This window comes from Mycobacterium sp. URHB0044, assembly GCF_000620625.1.
Taxonomy (GTDB): domain Bacteria; phylum Actinomycetota; class Actinomycetes; order Mycobacteriales; family Mycobacteriaceae; genus Mycobacterium.
The window spans coordinates 119,605-138,708 of sequence record NZ_JIAW01000002.1 but is presented as its reverse complement, the minus strand read 5'-3'; the positions used below and the strand labels follow the sequence as shown (position 1 = coordinate 138,708).

Genomic DNA, 19,104 nt, shown 5'->3' with positions numbered 1-19,104 from the left:
TGCATGACCGCCGCCGTAGTTGGCCTGTCACATTCGCCGCTCATCGGTAAGAACGACCCCGACCCCGAGACTCTCGGCCGGGTCGACGCAGCAATCGACGCCGCGCGGGCTTTCATCGCTGATTTCGCCCCCGATCTGGTGGTGCTCTACGCGCCCGATCATTACAACGGCTTCTTCTACAAGGAGATGCCGCCCTTCTGTCTGGGTACCGAAGCGCATGCGGTCGGCGACTTCGATTCGTCGGCCGGACCATTGTCCGTCGACGCCGACGCCGCCCGCCGCATCGCCGAGGGTGTGCTCCAGCGCGGTGTCGACCTGACCGTCTCGGCACGGATGACCGTCGATCATGGCTTCGCCCAACCCCTGGAGACGCTCTTCGGGGGTATCGACCGGGTCCCGGTGGTGCCGGTCTTCGTCAACGGTGTCGCCACACCGCTGTGCCCCGTCGCACGGATTCGCGCACTGGGCACCGCCGTTGGTCAAGCCGCCATCGATCTCGACCGACGCGTGCTCTTCCTTGCCTCCGGAGGCCTTTCCCACGATCCGCCGGTCCCGGTGCTCGACGGCGCCCCGCCGAAGGTCGCCGACGCCCTGATCGAGGGTCACCCGCCGACGCCTGAGCAGCGCACCCGTAGCGAGGGGCGGGTGATCGAGGCCGGCCGGCAGTATGCGGCCGGCGGAACGACGATGATCCCTATCAACCCGGGCTGGGACAACAGGTTTCTCGACCTGCTCGAGCACGGCCCCCTCGGCGAGTTCGATACCTGGACCACCGAGGCAATGGCCGCCGAGGGCGGCGGCTCCGCCCATGAGGCCCGCACCTGGATCGCCGCGTTCGCATCGCTGGCCGCCGTCGGCAGCTACACGATGGATCTGCGTTTCTACGAACCGATTCCGGCCTGGATCGCCGGATTCGCGGTGGCGACCGCGCGACTGACGGAGGCCCCTCGATGACCCTGCAGAGCAGTGCTGCCCTCGTCACCGAGGTGGCCGACCTCCTGACCGTCGCCACTGACACCGGCACCCCGATTTCTCCCGTGCGACATCTCATCGGCGGCGCCGACATCGGCTTGGCCTACGCCGTGCAGCAGGAGCTCGTGCGGCGACGACGCGCCGAGGGCGGCGAAGTGGTGGGACGCAAGATCGGATTGACCTCTCCGGCGGTGCAACAGCAACTCGGAGTCGACCAACCCGACTTCGGCGTGCTCTTTGCCGACATGAAGGTCACCCATTTCCACGCGGTGCCCTCGGGGCGGCTGCTACAGCCGAAGGTGGAGGCAGAGATCGCCTTCGTCCTGGGCCAGGACCTCATCGGCGGCGACTTCACCGCAGACAGTGTCCGAAGCGCCGTCGACTATGCCGTTGCCGCGCTGGAGATCGTCGACAGCCGCATCGCCGACTGGGACTTGACGATTGCCGACACCGTCGCCGACAACGCCTCCAGTGGACTGTTCGTGCTCAGTGACACCAAGGTCCGACTGTGCGACTTCGTGCCGCGGGAGGTCACCATGCAGATGTACGCCAACGATCGCCTGGTCTCGGAAGGCACCGGCAGCGCCTGCCTCGGCGACCCCCTCAACGCCCTGGCCTGGCTGGCCCGAACCGCCGAACAGTACGGGGAGCCGCTGCGGGCCGGCCAGGTCATCCTCTCCGGCGCACTGGGCCCAATGGCCCCGGCGCCACCGGGAACCCGTATCCGGGCCACGATCACCCCGCTGGGCGAGGTGTCGGCAACCTTCTCACCCAAGGACACCCCATGACCAAGACCAAGGTCGCCATCATTGGTTCCGGCAACATCGGGACCGACCTGATGTTCAAGATCCTGCGCACCTCCGAACACGTGGAAGTGGCGGCGATGGTCGGCATCGACGCCCACTCCGACGGACTGGCGCGCGCCCGCCGCCTGAACATCCCGGCCACCCACGAGGGCGTCGACGGGTTGATGTCGATGCCGCACTTCGGCGAGATCGGCATCGTCCTGGATGCCACGTCGGCCCGCGCCCACATCGCGAACGCCGCCGCCCTTGCGCCACACGGCAAGACGCTCATCGACCTGACGCCGGCAGCCCTCGGTCCCTACGTGGTCCCCACGGTCAACCTGGACAAGTGCCTCGACGAGGGCGCACGCAACGTCAACATGGTCACCTGCGGCGGCCAGGCCACCGTGCCGATCGTCGCCGCGGTGTCAGCGGTCACGGCGGTGCCCTACGCCGAAATCGTGGCCTCCATCGCGTCGAAGTCAGCCGGCCCCGGGACCCGCGCCAACATCGACGAGTTCACCGAAACCACGTCGCACGCAATCGAATCGGTGGGTGGCGCCGCCAAGGGAAAGGCCATCATCGTCCTCAATCCCGCCGAACCGCCGCTGATCATGCGTGACACCGTGTTCTGCCTGATCGGGGACGCAGACCACGCCGCGATCCGCGACTCGATCCACGAGATGGCCGAACGGGTCGCCCACTACGTGCCGGGGTACCGACTCAAACAGGACGTCCAATTCACCCCCATCGAACCCGACGAACCCGTGCACACCCTGCTGCGCCCCGGCTCCGCGCCGGTACGCACCCGGGTATCGGTGTTCCTGGAGGTCGAAGGAGCCGCCCACTACCTGCCCGCCTACGCGGGCAACCTCGACATCATGACGTCGGCCGCCATCCAGGTCGCCGAAGCCATCGCCCGCCGCACCAGTCCCCTCGTGTCGGAGGCACGCCGATGACCCCCCCGCTCTACATCCAGGACGTCACGCTGCGCGACGGCATGCACGCGATCCGCCACCGCATCAGCCCAGGCGACGTGGCCCGGATCGCCGGCGCGCTCGACGCCGCCGGCGTCGACGCCATCGAAGTCGCCCACGGCGACGGACTCGCCGGAGGATCGGTCAACTACGGCCCTGGCAGCCACACCGACTGGGAGTGGATCGAAGCCGCCGCCGACAGCATCAGCACTGCAGTGTTGACCACTCTGCTGTTACCCGGCATCGGCACCATCGCCGAGTTGCGGCACGCCTACGCTCTGGGGGTCCGCTCGGTGCGGATCGCCACCCATTGCACCGAGGCCGACATCTCCGCCCAACACATCCAGACGTCGCGCGAGCTCGGCATGGACGTCTCGGGCTTCTTGATGATGAGCCACATGGCCGAGCCCGCGCAGCTCGCGACCCAAGCCAAACTCATGGAAAGCTATGGCGCGCATTGCGTTTACGTCACCGACTCAGGAGGGCGATTGACGATGAACGACATTCGCGAGCGAATCCGCGCCTACCGCGACGTCCTGGACCCCGGCACCCAGATCGGTGTGCACGCCCACGAGAACCTGTCACTGTCGGTGGCCAACAGCGTCACCGCCGTCGAAGAAGGCGTCACCCGCGTCGACGCATCCCTGGCCGGCCAGGGAGCTGGCGCAGGAAACACCCCGATCGAAGCGTTCATCGCGGTCGCCAATCTCCTGCAGTGGACGCACGGCTGCGATCTGATGGCGCTCGAGGACGCCGCCGACGATCTCGTCCGCCCGCTACGAGACCGGCCGGTCCAAGTCGACCGCGAAACCCTCACCCTCGGATACGCCGGGGTCTACTCGTCCTTTCTGCGCCACGCCGAGAACGCCTCGCGTTTCTACGGCATCGACGCCCGCACACTGCTGCTCGAAGTCGGCCGCCGCGGACTCGTCGGTGGGCAGGAGGACATGATCGTCGACATCGCGTTGGACCTCGTCGGGCAGCCTGCTGCCGCCACCACATCATGACCGGGCAGAACAGCACCGCGCGACTCGACGTCGCGTTCGCCTCTGCGGGTGTCACATGCCGAGCCTGGCTGTACCTACCCAACGCCGCGACCCCGGCGCCGATCATCGTCATGGCCCACGGATTCGGCGGCATCCGGGAGATGCGACTGGATGCCTACGCCGAACGATTCCGCGCGGCCGGATACGCGTGCCTGGTCTTCGACTACCGACACTTCGGCGCCAGTGACGGAGAACCGCGCCAATTGCTGGACGTCCAAAAACAACTGGCCGACTGGGCCGCCGCCATCGCGTTCGCTCGCAGTCGCCGCGACGTCGACGCCGAACGTATCGTGTTGTGGGGCAGCTCGTTCAGTGGTGGACATGTCCTGTCCGCGGCGGCACAGGATTCGGATATCGCCGCGGTGATCGCCCAATGCCCCTTCACTGATGGCATGGCGTCGGTGCTGGCCATGGACCGGCCACACGCTCTGCGGGTCGGGATGCGTGCCGTCGCCGATGTTGCCGCGTGCATCGTCGGCCGACCACCGGTGATGCTGCCGATCGTTGGCGTGCCCGGTTCGGTGGCCATGATGACGTCCCCAGACGCGGCGCCGGCGATGGCGGCGATGGTTCCGCCAGATGCCCAGTGGCGCAATGAAGTCGCTGCGCGCGTCGCACTGCAAGTGATCCGATACCGGCCGGGACGCAACGCCGCGAAAGTCCGCTGCCCGCTACTGGCGTGTGTCTGCAGCGAGGACTCCGTCGCGCCCGCGGACGCCACACTGCATTATCTGGAGAAGGCCCCCCAGGGCGATATCCGGCTGTACTCAGAAGGACATTTCGACATCTACGACGGCGCCGCCTTCGAACAACTGATCTCCGATCAGATCCAGTTCCTCAGCCACCATGTTCCGTTGGCGGGCAACAGGACTCCCCAACCACCGCCGACATTGGAGGCGACGACCTGATGACCTTCGCTGTAGCAGGACGCACCATAGCCATCACCGGCGCCACCGGAGGACTTGGCGTGGCGTTGGCCACCAAACTGCGCGAGCGTAAGGCCAACGTGGCACTGCTCGACCTCGACGGCGGCGCCGCCGAACGGCTGGCCCACGACCTTGGCGGCGGTCGCGTCGCGTGGGGCACCTCCGTCGACGTGTGCAGCCTCGAATCAGTGGAGCAGGCCATGGCCGGCACATCGAAGCACTTCGGCCGCATCGACGTGGTCATCGCCGGCGCCGGGATCGGAAACATCTGGGGCACCCTGACATCCACTGCGGAAGAGAGCTGGGAGAAAGTGATCGACGTCAATCTCACCGGTGTGTGGCGGACCTTCAGGGCCGCCCTGCCCTATGTCGCCGACACCGGAGGTCAACTCACTGCCATCGCATCGATGGCCAGTTTCGTGCACTCACCGCTGCACGGGAGTTACGCCGCCAGCAAGGCCGCGGTATTGGCACTGTGCAACTCATTGCGGATCGAGTTGCGTGAGTCCGGGGTATCCGTGACCAGCGTCCATCCGGCGTTCTTCAAGACACCCATGATCGCCGAGGCGCTCGAAGATCCGGTAACGCGCGCGATCTGGGGCGACTTCAGGGGACCCTTCAAACCGATACCCATCGATTCGGTGGTCGCAGGCATCATCGGTGGCATCGAACATCGCAAGGACCAGGTCGTCATCCCTGGCGCCTTCCTGCCGATCGCCAAGGCCACCGGGCCGCTGCGTCCGATCATGGACCGGGCGACGTTTCGTCGCCGCGACATCCGGCGTGCGATCGATCACTACCCGCCGATCCAGGCGGCGATCTAGATGACTACCGCCCCCTTCGCCGACCCCGACATCTCAGCAGAACACCTCCCCGACGGTTCGCTGCTGCTCACCTGCCGTCATCCACTCGACGACCGGGCCAAGCCCGATGTGCTGGCGACTTTCTTCGCCCGTTGTGCGCAACACCCCGACCGCCTGCTGGTCGCCGAACGCGGCCAACACGGCTGGACGAAGCTGACATGGGGCGAGGCCGGCGAACGGGTGAGGCGGATCAGCCAGGGGCTGCTCGACCGCGGCGTCGCCGGTAGACCAATACTGATCGCGTCCCACAACAGCATCGCCCACCTGCTGATCACCCTGGCCGGATACGCACTGGGCAGTCCGATCGTGCCGGTCAGTGCGGCCTATTCTCTGCAGAGCACGGATTTCGCCAAGCTGAGCCACATCATCGCAGCAACCGATCCCGCGGCTGTCTTTGTCGAGAACGACGACTACGCCCGAATTCTGCCCGTCGTCGGCGACGTCGGCCTGGTGCTGACCGCCGCGGGCACCGTGCCGGGTCTGACACCGCTTGCCGAGATCGAGTCGGCGCCCACGACGCCGCTGCCCTCGCTGACAACGAATATCGACGACACCGTCGCCAAGATCATGTTCACTTCCGGGTCCACCGGCATGCCGAAGGGAGTCATCAACACCCACGGCATGCTCGCAGCCAACCAGCAGCAGATGCGGCAGGTGTGGCCCTTCCTGCAGGCAGAGCCGCCGGTGATCCTCGACTGGCTGCCGTGGAGTCACACCTTCGGTGGCAATCACAACGTCAACATGGTGATCGTCAACGGCGGGAACCTCTGGATCGATGACGGCCGTCCAGCACCACAGCTGATCGGCCGGACCATCGCCAACCTCGCCGAGGTGTCCCCGACTCTGTACTTCAACGTGCCTGCCGGGTATTCGGCACTGTTGCCTCATCTTGAGGCCGATTCCGCGCTGGCCGAACGGTTCTTCTCGCGGCTGCGGGTGGCGTTGTTCGCCGCCGCGGCGCTGCCCCAACAGCATCTGGATCGGCTCCGTGTGCTCGCCGAACGGTACGGCTCAGCCATGCACCCGACCACCTCGTGGGGGATGACCGAGACAGCGCCGGCCGCCACATCGGCGCACTTCGCCATGACCCGCAGTGACACGATCGGTGTTCCGCTGCCCGGGGTGACGCTGAAACTCGTTCCAAGCGAGGGTAAGTACGAGGTGCGGCTGCGCGGGCCCAACGTGACACCGGGCTATTACGGGCGTCCCGATCTCGATGAGGCACTATTCGATCGAGACGGGTACTTGCGCACTGATGATGCGGTGACGCTGGCAGACCCGGCCGACCCGAACAAGGGACTGATCTTCTCGGGGCGAATCTCGGAGAACTTCAAACTGTCCACTGGCACGTTCGTCACCGTGGGACTCGTTCGGCCTCAGCTCATCTCGGCGATGAACGGCTTGATCCACGACGCCGTCATTTGTGGCGAGGGCGGCGAATTCGTCGCCGCGCTGGTCTGGATTCACCCCAGCCATGCCCACCGGGTGTCGGCGGACGGTACGCCCGACACCGGTCTGCGCACCGAACTCTCGGCGGCCCTCGACGGGCTGGCCGCCGCCGGAGGGGGTTCCTCGCACGTCGTGCGGCGCCTGCTCATCCTGTCTGAGCCCCCCGACATCGACCTTGGCGAGACAACCGACAAGGGTTACGTCAACCAACAACTGGTTCGCAAGCTCCGGGCACACCTAGTAGCCGAACTCGTCTCCGCCGAACCCTCGGCGCGCGTCATCTGCGGCAGTCGATCCCGGGCCACCCGCTCCGGCAGTGTTCGAGCGTGACTCGCGGCGGGGTGCCCGATCGACGAGGACTGCGGTCAGTGGCCGATGATTTCGCCTAACGCTTCGCCACGCGATGGCCGACGTCCGAATATCGTTTCTGACCCGGCCGCACCATTTGGTGGATGGGAACCGAAATGGCGTACCGGTTTTCTCATCTTCGTGGCGGATGCGAGAGCCGTACGGTTGTGCAGCATCTCGGGCGATGCTCCGGCTTCCGCGGCGAGGCAAGCGACTGACGGCGCAGCTCGCGAAGCGCAGATCCCTCGGCGCGTGCGCAGCAATGCAGTCAGGAGGTTCTGGGGAGGCGCGTGGCGCGGCAAAGGCACCGGAAAAGCGACCGCGGAACCTGGCACAGGCCACTAAACCCGTTGGCGTCGAGGCGCTTTGATAGCTGATCTACCGTGGCGGTGTGGGCCGCCCGGTGCGTCCCTGATTCATCGGATGAAAACAGTGACATTGCTGGCAACCCGCAATATCCGTTTCCGCCGTGAGTTTGAGACGACAGTCCGCTGAAGTGCGCCGACGTCAGCGTTCTCACGCAATGTCCACATTCGGCGAGTCGCCGATGCACAACGGCGAATCGCTGTTTTAGGCAGCCGAGTTTGGCCAGTCCGCACGCCGTCCCAGGACGGGTTGGCGACGACGGCCATGGCCCCACCCCGCCTCCCAGGGAAGACGCCCCTTCTCGTCAGCCCATACCAATTGCATCGCACGGACCTTCGGGCCGAAGAGCTCGACAGCGAATCTCATGTGGACATCGGGGTGCTCCACCTGAACCACCTCGATGAGGAACCGATCTTGGTAGTCGATGTGCATCGCCGGCGCAACCACGACGCCGTCGTCGACAATCATGTGTGCGATCGAGTTGAGCACTCGACAGGAGACCTCGGCGGAGAGGCCGGTCATCAACAGTTCCGGGAGACCGCGGGCGTGTAACCCGACCGTGTAGGCCGACGGTCGGTTGTCGCTCTCGACGTATTGGACCGCCCAGCCGTGGTCCGCGATCATCGCGCGCAGCTCCTCCAGGTACTCCTCGGTGGTGCCGTCCGGATTGTCACAGCGCCAGCACATCGCGGCTCCTTTCGTCGTAGATGCCGCCAGCATGCGCGCACCCACCGACAAATTCCGCGAGCCCGGTTGGCCGACGGGTCAGCCGCGCGGTGTCGTGGTGATGTGCACGTGGTCGAAGTGTCCGTAGCCCGTGGCTTGGGCCCGACCGGCGTGGAGTAGACGCCCGGCCAGATCACGTCCTGCAATCCGAACCGGGAGGCGTTGGCCATCGCGAACGCGCAGATGTGGCCGATGTCGCCGAAGCTCTCGGGGCAATCGGCGGGGACCCCGCCAAGATTCTCGCCGACCGGATGGGTGTCTGCAGGGTGGCGCGGTCACCAATGTCGTTGTCCCGAATCCAGATTGCGTCCGGGCGGATATCCAAGCCAACCGCTCACAGAGCGGGAACATGGGTTGCCTGTGCCCAGACTCGCGACCTATCAGCCTAATTCCAGCGAGACCCGGGGGAAACATGGTGGACACGATGCCGCGATTGGATTTTGCTGACAGTTCAATCTCGTTAATGAGGACAGATGCCAGCAAAACCGTTCCACCTCGGGTGGTTCCAGACTTTCCAGGCCAACGAGTGGAAGACTCCGTACACGCTATCGGAGGGCGTTCCGTTCACGGGGGACTTCTACGTCGAGCTGGCCCAAGCGCTCGAGCGGGCCTGCTTCGACTTCCTGATGCTGGAAGACACCGTCGGGATCCCGCGCGGTCTGGAAGGCACCACGGCTCGCGCCCTGGAGAACGGAGACTCCTGTCCGAAACAGGATCCGGTGCCGCTGGCCGCGAAGGTCGGTGCGCTGACCCGGCAACTGGGCATCGTCGCGACGATGTCCACGACGTTCTATCACCCGTATGCGTTGGCGCGCCTGGCGTCCACCATGGACTCGCTCACGAGTGGGCGCTTCGGCTGGAACGTGGTCACCAGCGCCAAGGACGAAGCGGCCCAGAACTACGGCCTCGACGAGATGCCGGAGCATGATTTGCGGTATGAGATCGCCGACGAGTTCGTCGAGCTCGTGAACGCCCTGTGCGATAGCTGGGAACCGGGAGCGGTCGTGCGCGATCGCGAGAAGGGGATCTACATCGATCCCAGTAAGGTCCATGACGTCGACTTCGTCGGCAAGCACTTCAAGTCACGAGGTCCCCTGACGTGCGTCCGCTCACCGCAGGGCCGTCCCGTCTACCTGCAAGCCGGAGGGTCCCCCGCGGGGCGGGCCTTCGCCGCCAAGCACGCGGATGCGATCATCGCGTGGGCGACTGGAGTCGAAGGGATGAAGGAGTACCGAGCGGACATCCGCAACCAGGCCACCGCCGCTGGGCGCGATCCTGATGACGTGAAGGTGATGTTCCTGTTCTCCCCGATCCTCGGCGAGACCGAGGCGGAGGCACGAGCCAAGATCAAGCCGATGAGCGAGGAGGAGATCCCGGCCCGTCTCAAGGCGTTGAGCTCGAACTTCTACGCGGACTTCACCAAGATGGATCTTGACGAGCCGGTCCCCTACTTCGTCACGCGCGGCGAACAGGGATCACTCGCTGGGTTCGCCCAGTGGGGAACCGGCAAGACGCTGCGCCAGTGCATGGAGGCCCGATCGGCAGGCGGCGCTACCTCCTTCGAGGCCATCGGTACGCCGGACCAGGTCGCCGACATCATGGCGGCGGCGATGGAAGAGGTCGGCGGCGACGGCTTCCTGTTCCCAGGGGATGGCGGGTCGCTGACACGTCACAGGATCATCGAGATATGCGACGGGCTGGTACCGGCGCTGCAGGCGAGGGGTCTTACCCGGACGAGCTATTCACATGCCCTGCTGCGGGACAACCTGCGGGCGTTCTGAGCCCTGATCCACCGAAGGTGATTTGGGATCGGTGATTCCGGCGAGTGGGAGCCGTGACGGGACAGACCTTTGCCGTCGACGGCGGAGCGACGCACTGCGTGGTCTATTGATCGCGGTCCCTGACATCCCTGTCTTCGAGGAGTTGGTGTCGCCAATCGCGCATCGATCATTCTGTTGGCGCCCCGCTCCCCATCCGTCACCTCGGACAGCCCCAACCGTTGAGCTGACTGCGCCGATCCCCCGCCTAGTGTGGCTGGCCCGTCCTCGCCCAGGTCATGGCGTGTCTCCTTCGTGGGCCGCGCTATCGAGCTCGGCTTCGAGTTCTTCGACTGTGGGAAGACTGGTTTCGAGCTCGGCGGGGAGGCTGGCGGTGATGGTGGTCTTCCATTCCGCAACACCGATAGGCGCGGTGTATCCCCGCAGCGCGTATTCCGCCACGACGTTGTTCTTGGTCTTGCACAGAATGAGCCCAATGGTGGGTCTGTCGTCGGCGTGGCGCAGACGATCGTCGACGGCGGCCATGTACATGCCAAGCTGGCCGAGAAAGCTGGGGTCGAAGTCGCCGACCTTGAGTTCGATCACCACGAAGCACCGCAGCCCCAAATGGTAGAAGAGCAGATCGGCGTAAAAGTCGGCGTCGCCGATCTCCAAGTGGACCTGTCGACCGACGAATGCGAAGCCCTGGCCGAGTTCGAGGAGGAACTTCTCGACGTGGTCGGTCAGTGCTCGTTCGAGGTCGTGCTCGCGTCGGATGTCTGCGATGCCGACGAAGTCGAAGAGGTAGGGGTCGCGGGTAGCCTGCTGCGCGAGGTCGGAGTCAGTCGGCGGCAGGGTGCGGGTGAAGTTGGTGATGGCCTTGCCAGCGCGCTGGTGGAATTCCGTGTCGATGTGGTGGACCAGGATGTCGCGGCTCCAGCCCTGATCGATCGCCGCCCGGGCATACCATAGGCGCAGGTCAAGGCTCTCCAGCTTGTCGAGCAGCACCATGTGCTGCCGCCACGGCAATTGTGCAGCGCTGCGCTGCACAATTTCGATGTCCGGCCAAGCGGCCGCGAAGGCCCGCATGTACTTGAGGTTTCGCGCCGAGAATCCTTTGGCTTCCGGGAAGCGTTCACGCAGGTCGGCCGAGAGCCGGTCGATGACCCGGGCGCCCCACCCCTCGGCGTGCTGGCGAGCCAGGATCTCATTGCCCACCGCCCAATACGTGCTGATCAGCTCTTGGTTTGCCGCCGCGACCGCGCGCTGACGACCGGTCTGCACCCGGCCCGCGACGGCATCGAGCAGTTCTGGGTACCAATCCGGAACGGCGATCTTCGGTGGCACACCCGGGAAGACTGCGCCGGAGCCCGCCCCGTCACGACTTAGCTTGTCGTCGGGCGCGGTCAACCCAACGCCCGCGCGAGCTTGCCCACCAGATCGCCACGCTCCCCCACCGTCACCTCGGCCAGGCCCAGCCACGACGCCATCGTCTTCAGCTCGCCGGCAAGGGCCGCGGCCACCCGGCCGAGATCCTGGCCCGGCTCGGCGAACGCACCCACCACGTGCAGCGCGTCTCGCGTGCGTTCGGCCTTGATGTCCACCCGGCCGACCAGCCGGCCGTCCATCAGGAACGGCCATACGTAGTAGCCGAATTGGCGCTTGGGCGCAGGCACGTAAATCTCTATGCGGTAATGGAACTGGAAGACTCGCTCGACCCTTGGCCGGAAGAAGATCAGAGGGTCGAACGGGCACAGCAGCGCCGTGCCGCGGTCGCGTCGGGGAATCGTCTGCGCGGCCGGCAGATACGCGGGGGCGGCCCAGCCCTCGACCTCGACGGCTTCGAGTTCTCCGTCGGCGACCAGCTTGGCAATCGCGGGCTTCGCCTGTTTCGGCGACAGCCGGAAGTAGTCGCGGATGTCGGGCTCGGTCGCCACGCCCAGCGCGGTGGCAGCCCGCAGCGCCAGCTCGCGAATCGCTTCGTCGTCGTCGACTTCCCGCGCCAACACCTCCGGCGGCAACACCCGTTCGGTGAGGTCGTAGTGGCGGGCAAAGCCGACGCGCGTCGCCGTCGTCAGCACGCCCGACGACCACAGCGCTTCGGCCACCCACTTGGTGTCGCTTCGGTCCCACCACGGACCCTTGCGGCCGCGGGGCTCCGTCTCCAAGTGCGCCTCGATCTGGCCTGCGGTCGACGGGCCGAGCTCGGCCACGGCGGCAACGATGTCATCAGCCAGCTTGGCGTTCTTCTTGACGATCTCGGTGCCCCACCGCCCGTGCTCGTACTCACGCATGCGCCAGCGCAGCAGCGGCCAATCCTCCACGGCCATCAGTGCGGCTTCATGCGCCCAGTACTCGACCAGCAGCCGCGGCGAGCGCGCACTGTGACTCCACGCCGCCCGGTCCAGCACGTCGCGGTCGTACGGGCCGAGCCTGCTGAACACCGGCGCGTAATGAGCCCGCACGGCCACCGACACCGAGTCGAGCTGCAGCACCTGAATCCGGGAGACGAGCCTGCGGAGGTGCGCCCGGGTGACCGCCCCTGCGGGCTTCGCCTCGCCGAAGCCCTGCGCGGCGACCGCAGTGCGGCGCGCGGCATCCGCCGTCAGCCTCATCGCCGCGAGTAGCTCAGGAACCGGTACCGCAGGCCCGACGCACTGGTCAGCCAGTCCCCCGTCGAACCAGCCCAGTCTTCGCCGAGCAGCGGCGCCACCGCGTCGTCGTCCTGGCGTGGCAAGTCGATGTCCACCTCGGTGACCTCGCACCGAGTGGCGATCGGCAGGGCCAGCGCGTAGATCTGCGCGCCCCCGATCACCCAGTTCTCCTCATCGGCGAGCGCCTCGTCGAGGCCACCCACCACGGTCGCTCCGTCAGCCATGAAGTCATCTTGCCGCGTCACTACGACATTTCTGCGTCCCGGCAGTGGCCGCACCTTCGCGGGCAGCGACTCCCAGGTCAACCGCCCCATCACCACGGTGTGCCCGAGGGTCAGCTCCTTGAACCGCGCCTGGTCCTCGGGCAGCCGCCACGGGATGCCGTTGTCACGGCCGATGACGCCAGAGCTCGACTGGGCCCAGATCAGCCCGACCGACCCCGTCATACGGCGACGGGAGCCTTGATCGCCGGGTGTGGATCGTAGTTCATGATCTCGATGTCTTCGTAGGTGTAGTCGAAGATCGAATCACGGTGCGCGAGAACGAGTTGCGGGTAGGGCCGCGGCTCACGGCTGAGTTGCAGGGTGACCTGCTCGACGTGGTTGTCGTAGATGTGGCAGTCGCCGCCGGTCCAGACGAACTCCCCCACGCCGAGCCCCGCCTGCGCCGCCATCATGTGCGTCAACAACGCATAGCTGGCGATGTTGAACGGGACGCCGAGGAACAGGTCCGCACTGCGCTGATACAGCTGGCAGGACAGCTTGCCGTCCGCGACGTAGAACTGGAAGAAGGCGTGGCACGGCGGCAGCGCCATCTGCGGGATCTCCCCGACGTTCCAGGCCGACACGATGTTGCGCCGCGAGTCGGGATCGCTCTTCAGCAGCTCGAGTGCAGCGCTGATCTGGTCGATGTGCTCGCCGGTGGGCGTCGGCCAGGACCGCCACTGCACGCCGTATACCGGTCCGAGATCGCCTGTCGGAGAAGCCCATTCATCCCAGATGGTGATGCCGTGCTCATGCAGCCAACCGATGTTGGAATCGCCGCGCAGGAACCACAGCAACTCGTAGACGATCGACTTGGTGTGCACCTTCTTGGTGGTGATCAGCGGGAACCCCGAGGCCAGGTCGTAGCGCATCTGATGGCCGAACAGGCTTCGCGTTCCCGTGCCCGTGCGGTCGGACTTCGGGGTACCGGTCTCGAGGACCAACCTCAGGAGATCCTCGTAGGGCGTCGGAATCGGCGCAGCGATCGGCACTCGCCAAGCTTACGTCCAGAGCGTGGAGTAGAACGGAGGGCATGCCGACGACCGCAGACACCATCACCACTGCCGACGGGGAATGTCCCGTCACGCTAGCCACCCCCGAGGGGACCGGCCCGTGGCCCGGCGTGGTGATGTATCCGGACGCCGGCGGGACGCGCTCGGTCTTCCGTGACATGGCGGAGAGGCTGGCTGACTACGGCTACGCCGTGCTGCTCCCGGACGTCTACTACCGCGACGGCGAATGGACGCCGTTCGAGATGGCCACGGTCTTCACCGACCAAGCCGAACGCCAACGGCTGTTCACGATGATTTCGAAGATCACGCCGGACCTCATGGCCAGCGACGCCACGGCGTTCTTCGACTACCTCGAGTCCCGGCCCGAGGTCACCGGCGCCACGTTCGGCACCACCGGCTATTGCATGGGTGGACGCACGTCGTTGGTCGTCGCCGGCCGGGTCCCCGACCGGGTCGCCGCGGCCATGTCGTTCCACGGCGGCGGCCTCGCGTCCGACGATCCGGGCAGCCCGCACCTGCTGGCCGATCAGATCCAGGCCGCGGTGTACGTGGGCGGCGCCGAGAACGACGCGTCGTTCACCGCCGAGCACGCAGAGACCCTCGACAAGGCGCTGACCGCTGCCGGCGTCGAACACACCATCGAGAACTACGCTGCCGGACACGGTTTCGCGGTTCCCGACAATGGCCCTTACGACGTGGCCGCCGCTCAGCGGCACTGGAATGCGATGGAGTCCTTCTTCGGCGCCAAGTTGGGTTGACCCGCGCGTCGGCCCGCTTTGCCTGATCGTGGCGCAGTAGGCGACCATGAACGGGTGTACGACCAGACCAGCGTCAACGAATCAGACCCCAGCGAGCCGGGATTCCGCATCGACCCGGTACTCGCCAGGAGCTGGCTGCTGGTCAACGGCGCCCAGTTCGACCGGTTCGCGCCTGCCGCTCACTCCCGAGCCGACATCATCGTCCTCGACATCGAGGATGCGGTCGCCCCGAAGGACAAGGCCGCCGCGCGCGACAACGTAATCAACTGGCTGGGCGCAGGCAACACCGATTGGGTCCGCGTCAACGGCTTCGGCACTCCGTGGTGGGCCGACGACCTCGAGATGCTGTCCAAGACCTCGGTCGGCGGGGTGATGCTGGCGATGGTGGAGTCCGTCGACCACATCTCCGAGACCGCCAAACGGTTGCCCGGCGTGCCGTTGGTGGCGCTGGTGGAGACGGCCCGCGGACTGGAGCGCATCACGGAGATCGCTGCGGCCAAGGGCACCTTCCGGCTCGCCTTCGGCATCGGCGACTTCCGCCGCGACACCGGTTTCGGGGACAACCCCGCCACCCTGGCGTACGCCCGCTCGCGCTTCACCATCGCGGCCAAGGCTGCTCACCTGCCGAGCGCGATCGATGGGCCGACTGTCGGATCGAGCGCACTGAAGCTCAGTGAGGCCACCGCGGTATCCGCCGAATTCGGCATGACCGGCAAGATCTGCCTGACGCCGGACCAGTGCCCCACCGTGAACGAAGGCCTCTCGCCGTCGCAGGACGAGATCGTCTGGGCCAAGGAGTTCTTCGCCGAATTCCAGCGCGACGGCGGCGAGATCCGCAACGGCTCAGACCTGCCGCGCATCGCCCGCGCCAACAAGATCCTCGACCTGGCGAAGGCGTACGGCATCCACGAATCCGAGTTCAGCGACGATCCGGATCACGTGCCCGCGCCGTCGGACACCTACCACTACTGATCGTCGTCGTGGTGGCGGATCAGCGCCCGAAGCGCCCGCCAGATACCGCGTGCCGCATAGGCGCCCGCCACCACCATGAGCACGATCATCACGATGAACATCAGCAGCCAGTTCGATCGGCTGTGGCTGACGTTCCACCAGACGATCGTGAACAACACGGCGCAGATGAACACCACGATGTCACGCCAGTTGCCCTTGTAGGACGCGGCGATCTCACGCAGTTCCCTGCTCTTCTCTGCTGACATGATCAGGTCGTCGATGCGCTGATCGATGCTGCGCTGCAAGTTGGCGCGCCGCTCGACCTGGTCGGCGGGCAACCGTTCCAGCAGATCGAGATCCTGCTTGATCAGCGCGCGGTAGTCCGGCCCCTTGAAGCTGCCCGCCGCGATGCCGAGCAGTGCACCACCCGCGATGGGAGCGGCTCCAAGGGCGAGTTCGGCGATTCCAGGCATGCCTGCTTTCTACAGCGTCGACAGCCGCCGTTGCGTTATTTCGCCCACTCGGAGACGGGGCGCCACGTCATCTCGTCCGCAGGATCCGGCACCCACTCGAGCGTCGCGAGAATGCTCTTGAGCCTCGTCGGCGGCTGCGGAGGATCGCCGGTGCGGAAAACCTCACCCACGCCGCTGTCGAAGACCGCCAGCATGCCTGGCGCAACCTGCACGGCTGCGTGATCGCCTGCCCCGTTCAGTGCGTCATCGAAGAAGCCGTCCTTGCCGCCGATCGTCATCGGCACCGCCTCGTCCTCCTGGAAGTGCCGGTCAAGACTGTCGGACGGCCAGAAGTGCACACTCATGGTCTCGACGTTGGGTTGGCGCACGCAGTCGCCCGCGCCGCCGTTGACGCGGCTGCCGCACGCAGCGAAGGTGATCACGGTGCCGTAGCTCCCCGTCCCGTCGACGTTGATCTCCGCCAACGGCATGTTCGCGGGTACGTCCGGCATGCTCATCGGCAGCCGAATCGGGGTGCGTTCCGCGGGCTTGAGGGCATGGGCGAGTTCGAGCATGCGGTCGAGTTGGGTGGTCGCGGCGGTCAAACCCTTCACCGTCGCCCACGCGTGGTCCGCGTATGGCCACGTCAACGTGGCGGTGTGCTCGTCGGGGTCTTCGGTGAGGAAGCCGTCGCCCTCGCCGTTGACGTTCACCGGCTGACCCGCCCGCGCTTCCGCGGGATCGAATTTGCCTGGGGCATAGGCGGTTAGGTCGACGGTCCACGGCGCGCATCCGTTGCAGTCGAACCTTCGCTCGGTCTCGTCGGCCGGCCGCAGGCTGAATTGTTGGAACTCGCCCGTGACCCGCCGGTTGAGTTCGTTCCAGCCCTCCGGCTGATTGGGCGCCAGCCCCATCCACTGCGGATCGAACTGGGTGACGGTGGTCGACGACGGTGCCGGGGCGACCGAGGTGCTGGCCGAGCTCGACGACGCCTGGGGCGACGGCTGGGCGGCGTGTTGCGAGCTGCACCCCGCCGCGACGAGCACGCCTAGTAGGGCGATGGCAGCGGCCGGTCGTCGGCGAGTCGCGCGTTGCATGACGGCAAGTTATGCGGCGCGCCTCAAAGGATGCTCAAATTCGCGTCACTCCATCAACTGCGCGGCCACCGTCGCGCCCAGATTCCAACAGGACTCGAGATCTGCCTTGGTCGGTTTCCCCGACACCACGACGTATTCGGCCGCTTTGACCCAACCCAGACCGGTGGTGATGGCGGTGACGCCGTTCTCGGCCCCCTCGGTGCCCTCGTTGCCGTGGAGGTACAGGCCGAAGGGTCGGCCGCGGGTGGCATCCAGGCAGGGGTAGTAGCAGACGTCGAACGCGTGCTTGAGAGCACCGCTCATGTACCCGAGGTTGGCCGGGCTGCCCAGCAGATAACCGTCTGCGGCAAGCACGTCGGACGGCGACACGGTGAGCGCAGGCCGGCGCACGACATCCACGCCCTCGATCTCGGGATCGGTCGCTCCCGACAGGACCGCCTCGAACATCTCCTGCATGTGCGGCGACGGCGTGTGATGCACGACGAGCAACGTGGTCACGCCCGCTCCTCGTACATCTGAACGGCCCTTTTCATGGTTTCTCGCGCACGGCCCCGGTCCCCGGCGTAGTCGTACGCGCGGGCCAACCGGTACCACCGGCGCCAGTTGTCGGGATCATTCTCCAACTCGGCGCGCACCGACTCGAACAGCGCGTCGGCCGCGTCGCGTTCGATCCGTCCGGACGGCCTGCGCGGCAGTGCGCTGGTGTCGAGTTCCATCCCGTCTTCGCGGGCAAGGCGGGCCAGCCGTTGGTGTGCGAAACCCGCTCGCAGCGTGGCGATCATCGCCCACAGCCCGATGACCGGCAGCAGGAAGACCGCGACGCCGAGGCCTGCCGCGGCGGGCCGTCCGGATGAGATGAGCATGACGCCGGCGCGACCGAGCAAGACGAAGTAGACGACCAGCGCCACGCACATGAAGCCGATCAGCAGCTGGATGCGCAGGGCACGCGAGTCGTCGGTCATGGCAGGTCGAGGAGTGGCTCGATTCCGACGGTGAGGCCGGGGAACCTGGCGACGTTGCGCACGCCGAGCAGTACGCCGGGTACGAATGAGGTGCGATCCATGCTGTCGTGGCGGATGGTGAGGGTCTCCCCCTGCGTGCCGAACAGGATCTCCTGGTGGGCGACCAGGCCGGCCAGGCGGATCGAATGCACGGGGACGCCGTCGACGTCGGCGCCGCGCGCGCCCTCGATGCCGGTGCTGGTGGCATCGGGGTTGGGCGGCAAGCCCTTTCGGGCCTCGGCGATCAGCCGGGCGGTGCGCGCGGCGGTACCCGACGGCGCGTCGGCCTTGTGCGGATGGTGCAGCTCGATGACTTCCACCGACTCGAAGAACCGTGCCGCCTGCTTGGCGAATTGCATCGACAGGACGGCGCCGATGGCGAAGTTGGGCGCGATGAGGACGGCGGCGTCGGGCTTGCCGTCGACCCACGCTTGCACCTGCGCGATGCGCTCGTCGGTGAATCCGGTGGTACCGACGACCGCGTGGATGCCCGCCTCGATCAGGAACTCGAGGTTGTCCATCACGACGTCGGGGTGGGTGAAGTCGACGACGACCTCGGTCTGGCTGTCGGCGAGCAGGGTCAGGGGTTCACCTGCATCGACTCCGGCGGTGAACGTCAGGTCGTCGGCGTTCTCGACCGCCTCGACGATCGTCGCGCCGACCTTGCCCTTGGCACCCAGCACTCCCACTCGCATGGCAA

General features: G+C 66.4%; 20 protein-coding genes and 1 pseudogene. 10 read left to right on the top strand and 11 right to left on the bottom strand.

Going from position 1 to position 19,104, the window contains the following annotated elements:
- The first annotated feature begins 3 nt into the window (after positions 1–3).
- From N536_RS0104675 to N536_RS0104645, 7 genes are read left to right on the top strand one after another with little or no spacing between them, the layout of a single operon-like run.
- The gene (locus N536_RS0104675; protein WP_029112541.1) at positions 4–954 is read left to right on the top strand and encodes a 3-carboxyethylcatechol 2,3-dioxygenase; all 951 of its coding nucleotides are present in this window, start codon (positions 4–6) and stop codon (positions 952–954) included.
- On the top strand, positions 951–1,760 hold the full coding sequence (locus N536_RS0104670) for a 2-keto-4-pentenoate hydratase (protein ID WP_029112540.1): 810 nt from the start codon (positions 951–953) through the stop codon (positions 1,758–1,760). Before N536_RS0104675 ends, N536_RS0104670 begins: the two co-directional genes overlap by 4 nt.
- Positions 1,757–2,716 carry an acetaldehyde dehydrogenase (acetylating) gene (locus N536_RS0104665; protein WP_029112539.1) on the top strand — a complete coding sequence of 320 codons (960 nt, stop codon included), beginning with the start codon at positions 1,757–1,759 and terminating at the stop codon, positions 2,714–2,716. Before N536_RS0104670 ends, N536_RS0104665 begins: the two co-directional genes overlap by 4 nt.
- Positions 2,713–3,741, top strand: coding sequence for a 4-hydroxy-2-oxovalerate aldolase (gene dmpG / locus N536_RS0104660; protein ID WP_029112538.1), 1,029 nt, complete (start codon positions 2,713–2,715; stop codon positions 3,739–3,741). Before N536_RS0104665 ends, dmpG begins: the two co-directional genes overlap by 4 nt.
- A complete protein-coding gene (locus N536_RS0104655) occupies positions 3,738–4,688 on the top strand; it encodes an alpha/beta hydrolase (protein ID WP_036435500.1) in 951 nt (316 codons plus the stop codon). Before dmpG ends, N536_RS0104655 begins: the two co-directional genes overlap by 4 nt.
- Positions 4,688–5,530 carry an SDR family NAD(P)-dependent oxidoreductase gene (locus tag N536_RS0104650; RefSeq protein WP_036435498.1) on the top strand — a complete coding sequence of 281 codons (843 nt, stop codon included), beginning with the start codon at positions 4,688–4,690 and terminating at the stop codon, positions 5,528–5,530. Before N536_RS0104655 ends, N536_RS0104650 begins: the two co-directional genes overlap by 1 nt.
- Positions 5,531–7,348, top strand: a complete 1,818-nt coding sequence (locus N536_RS0104645) for an AMP-binding protein (protein WP_029112536.1) — start codon at positions 5,531–5,533, stop codon at positions 7,346–7,348.
- A 588-nt stretch (positions 7,349–7,936) separates the two neighbouring features.
- Here the strand turns inward: N536_RS0104645 and N536_RS0104640 are convergent.
- Together N536_RS0104640 and N536_RS42860 are read right to left on the bottom strand one after the other, a co-directional pair.
- A complete protein-coding gene (locus N536_RS0104640) occupies positions 7,937–8,419 on the bottom strand; it encodes a DUF4262 domain-containing protein (protein WP_029112535.1) in 483 nt (160 codons plus the stop codon).
- 78 nt (positions 8,420–8,497) lie between these two features.
- Positions 8,498–8,643 (bottom strand): annotated as a pseudogene (locus N536_RS42860) (glycoside hydrolase); the annotation flags it as partial.
- Between the two features lie 288 nt (positions 8,644–8,931).
- Here N536_RS42860 and N536_RS0104635 point away from each other — a divergent pair.
- On the top strand, positions 8,932–10,239 hold the full coding sequence (locus N536_RS0104635; protein WP_029112534.1) for an NtaA/DmoA family FMN-dependent monooxygenase: 1,308 nt from the start codon (positions 8,932–8,934) through the stop codon (positions 10,237–10,239).
- Between the two features lie 273 nt (positions 10,240–10,512).
- Here the strand turns inward: N536_RS0104635 and N536_RS0104630 are convergent, their stop codons facing one another.
- The 4 genes from N536_RS0104630 to N536_RS0104615 are packed head-to-tail and all read right to left on the bottom strand — an operon-like array spanning position 10,513 to position 14,118.
- Positions 10,513–11,625 (bottom strand): YhcG family protein, encoded by a 1,113-nt coding sequence (locus N536_RS0104630; protein ID WP_029112533.1) that lies wholly within the window; start codon positions 11,623–11,625, stop codon positions 10,513–10,515.
- Positions 11,622–12,830, bottom strand: a complete 1,209-nt coding sequence (locus tag N536_RS0104625; RefSeq protein WP_029112532.1) for a winged helix-turn-helix domain-containing protein — start codon at positions 12,828–12,830, stop codon at positions 11,622–11,624. Before N536_RS0104625 ends, N536_RS0104630 begins: the two co-directional genes overlap by 4 nt.
- Positions 12,827–13,315, bottom strand: coding sequence for a dihydrofolate reductase (locus N536_RS0104620; protein ID WP_029112531.1), 489 nt, complete (start codon positions 13,313–13,315; stop codon positions 12,827–12,829). The genes N536_RS0104625 and N536_RS0104620 overlap by 4 nt, the downstream gene beginning before the upstream one ends.
- Positions 13,312–14,118, bottom strand: coding sequence for a thymidylate synthase (locus N536_RS0104615; protein ID WP_197040075.1), 807 nt, complete (start codon positions 14,116–14,118; stop codon positions 13,312–13,314). The genes N536_RS0104620 and N536_RS0104615 overlap by 4 nt, the downstream gene beginning before the upstream one ends.
- Positions 14,119–14,165: 47 nt before the next feature.
- Between N536_RS0104615 and N536_RS0104610 the strand changes: the two genes are divergently transcribed.
- Together N536_RS0104610 and N536_RS0104605 are read left to right on the top strand one after the other, a co-directional pair.
- A complete protein-coding gene (locus N536_RS0104610) occupies positions 14,166–14,903 on the top strand; it encodes a dienelactone hydrolase family protein (protein ID WP_029112529.1) in 738 nt (245 codons plus the stop codon).
- 54 nt (positions 14,904–14,957) lie between these two features.
- Positions 14,958–15,875, top strand: coding sequence for a CoA ester lyase (locus N536_RS0104605; protein WP_029112528.1), 918 nt, complete (start codon positions 14,958–14,960; stop codon positions 15,873–15,875).
- On the opposite strand, the gene N536_RS0104600 is transcribed toward N536_RS0104605, so the two are convergent.
- The 5 genes from N536_RS0104600 to dapB are packed head-to-tail and all read right to left on the bottom strand — an operon-like array spanning position 15,869 to position 19,099.
- Positions 15,869–16,327, bottom strand: a complete 459-nt coding sequence (locus N536_RS0104600) for a hypothetical protein (RefSeq protein WP_029112527.1) — start codon at positions 16,325–16,327, stop codon at positions 15,869–15,871. The two genes, N536_RS0104605 and N536_RS0104600, sit on opposite strands and share 7 nt — an antisense overlap.
- Before the next feature lie 35 nt (positions 16,328–16,362).
- A complete protein-coding gene (locus N536_RS0104595) occupies positions 16,363–17,403 on the bottom strand; it encodes a hypothetical protein (RefSeq protein ID WP_155948419.1) in 1,041 nt (346 codons plus the stop codon).
- A 45-nt stretch (positions 17,404–17,448) separates the two neighbouring features.
- Positions 17,449–17,901 (bottom strand): flavodoxin family protein, encoded by a 453-nt coding sequence (locus N536_RS0104590; protein WP_029112525.1) that lies wholly within the window; start codon positions 17,899–17,901, stop codon positions 17,449–17,451.
- The gene (locus tag N536_RS0104585; protein ID WP_029112524.1) at positions 17,898–18,365 is read right to left on the bottom strand and encodes a hypothetical protein; all 468 of its coding nucleotides are present in this window, start codon (positions 18,363–18,365) and stop codon (positions 17,898–17,900) included. The genes N536_RS0104590 and N536_RS0104585 overlap by 4 nt, the downstream gene beginning before the upstream one ends.
- Entirely contained in the window at positions 18,362–19,099 is a 738-nt protein-coding gene (gene dapB / locus N536_RS0104580; protein WP_029112523.1) for a 4-hydroxy-tetrahydrodipicolinate reductase, read from the bottom strand. The genes N536_RS0104585 and dapB overlap by 4 nt, the downstream gene beginning before the upstream one ends.
- Between the last annotated feature and the right edge of the window lie 5 nt (positions 19,100–19,104).

Bases quoted from the DNA above. Each gene is read 5' to 3' on its own strand.
- N536_RS0104675 (WP_029112541.1), top strand. From the start codon at position 4: ATGACCGCCGCCGTAGTTGGCCTGTCACATTCGCCGCTCATCGGTAAG.
- N536_RS0104670 (WP_029112540.1), top strand. From the start codon at position 951: ATGACCCTGCAGAGCAGTGCTGCCCTCGTCACCGAGGTGGCCGACCTC.
- N536_RS0104665 (WP_029112539.1), top strand. From the start codon at position 1,757: ATGACCAAGACCAAGGTCGCCATCATTGGTTCCGGCAACATCGGGACC.
- dmpG (WP_029112538.1), top strand. From the start codon at position 2,713: ATGACCCCCCCGCTCTACATCCAGGACGTCACGCTGCGCGACGGCATG.
- N536_RS0104655 (WP_036435500.1), top strand. From the start codon at position 3,738: ATGACCGGGCAGAACAGCACCGCGCGACTCGACGTCGCGTTCGCCTCT.
- N536_RS0104650 (WP_036435498.1), top strand. From the start codon at position 4,688: ATGACCTTCGCTGTAGCAGGACGCACCATAGCCATCACCGGCGCCACC.
- N536_RS0104645 (WP_029112536.1), top strand. From the start codon at position 5,531: ATGACTACCGCCCCCTTCGCCGACCCCGACATCTCAGCAGAACACCTC.
- N536_RS0104640 (WP_029112535.1), bottom strand. From the start codon at position 8,419: ATGTGCTGGCGCTGTGACAATCCGGACGGCACCACCGAGGAGTACCTG.
- N536_RS0104635 (WP_029112534.1), top strand. From the start codon at position 8,932: ATGCCAGCAAAACCGTTCCACCTCGGGTGGTTCCAGACTTTCCAGGCC.
- N536_RS0104625 (WP_029112532.1), bottom strand. From the start codon at position 12,830: ATGAGGCTGACGGCGGATGCCGCGCGCCGCACTGCGGTCGCCGCGCAG.
- N536_RS0104620 (WP_029112531.1), bottom strand. From the start codon at position 13,315: ATGACGGGGTCGGTCGGGCTGATCTGGGCCCAGTCGAGCTCTGGCGTC.
- N536_RS0104610 (WP_029112529.1), top strand. From the start codon at position 14,166: ATGCCGACGACCGCAGACACCATCACCACTGCCGACGGGGAATGTCCC.
- N536_RS0104600 (WP_029112527.1), bottom strand. From the start codon at position 16,327: ATGCCTGGAATCGCCGAACTCGCCCTTGGAGCCGCTCCCATCGCGGGT.
- N536_RS0104595 (WP_155948419.1), bottom strand. From the start codon at position 17,403: ATGCAACGCGCGACTCGCCGACGACCGGCCGCTGCCATCGCCCTACTA.
- N536_RS0104585 (WP_029112524.1), bottom strand. From the start codon at position 18,365: ATGACCGACGACTCGCGTGCCCTGCGCATCCAGCTGCTGATCGGCTTC.
- dapB (WP_029112523.1), bottom strand. From the start codon at position 19,099: ATGCGAGTGGGAGTGCTGGGTGCCAAGGGCAAGGTCGGCGCGACGATC.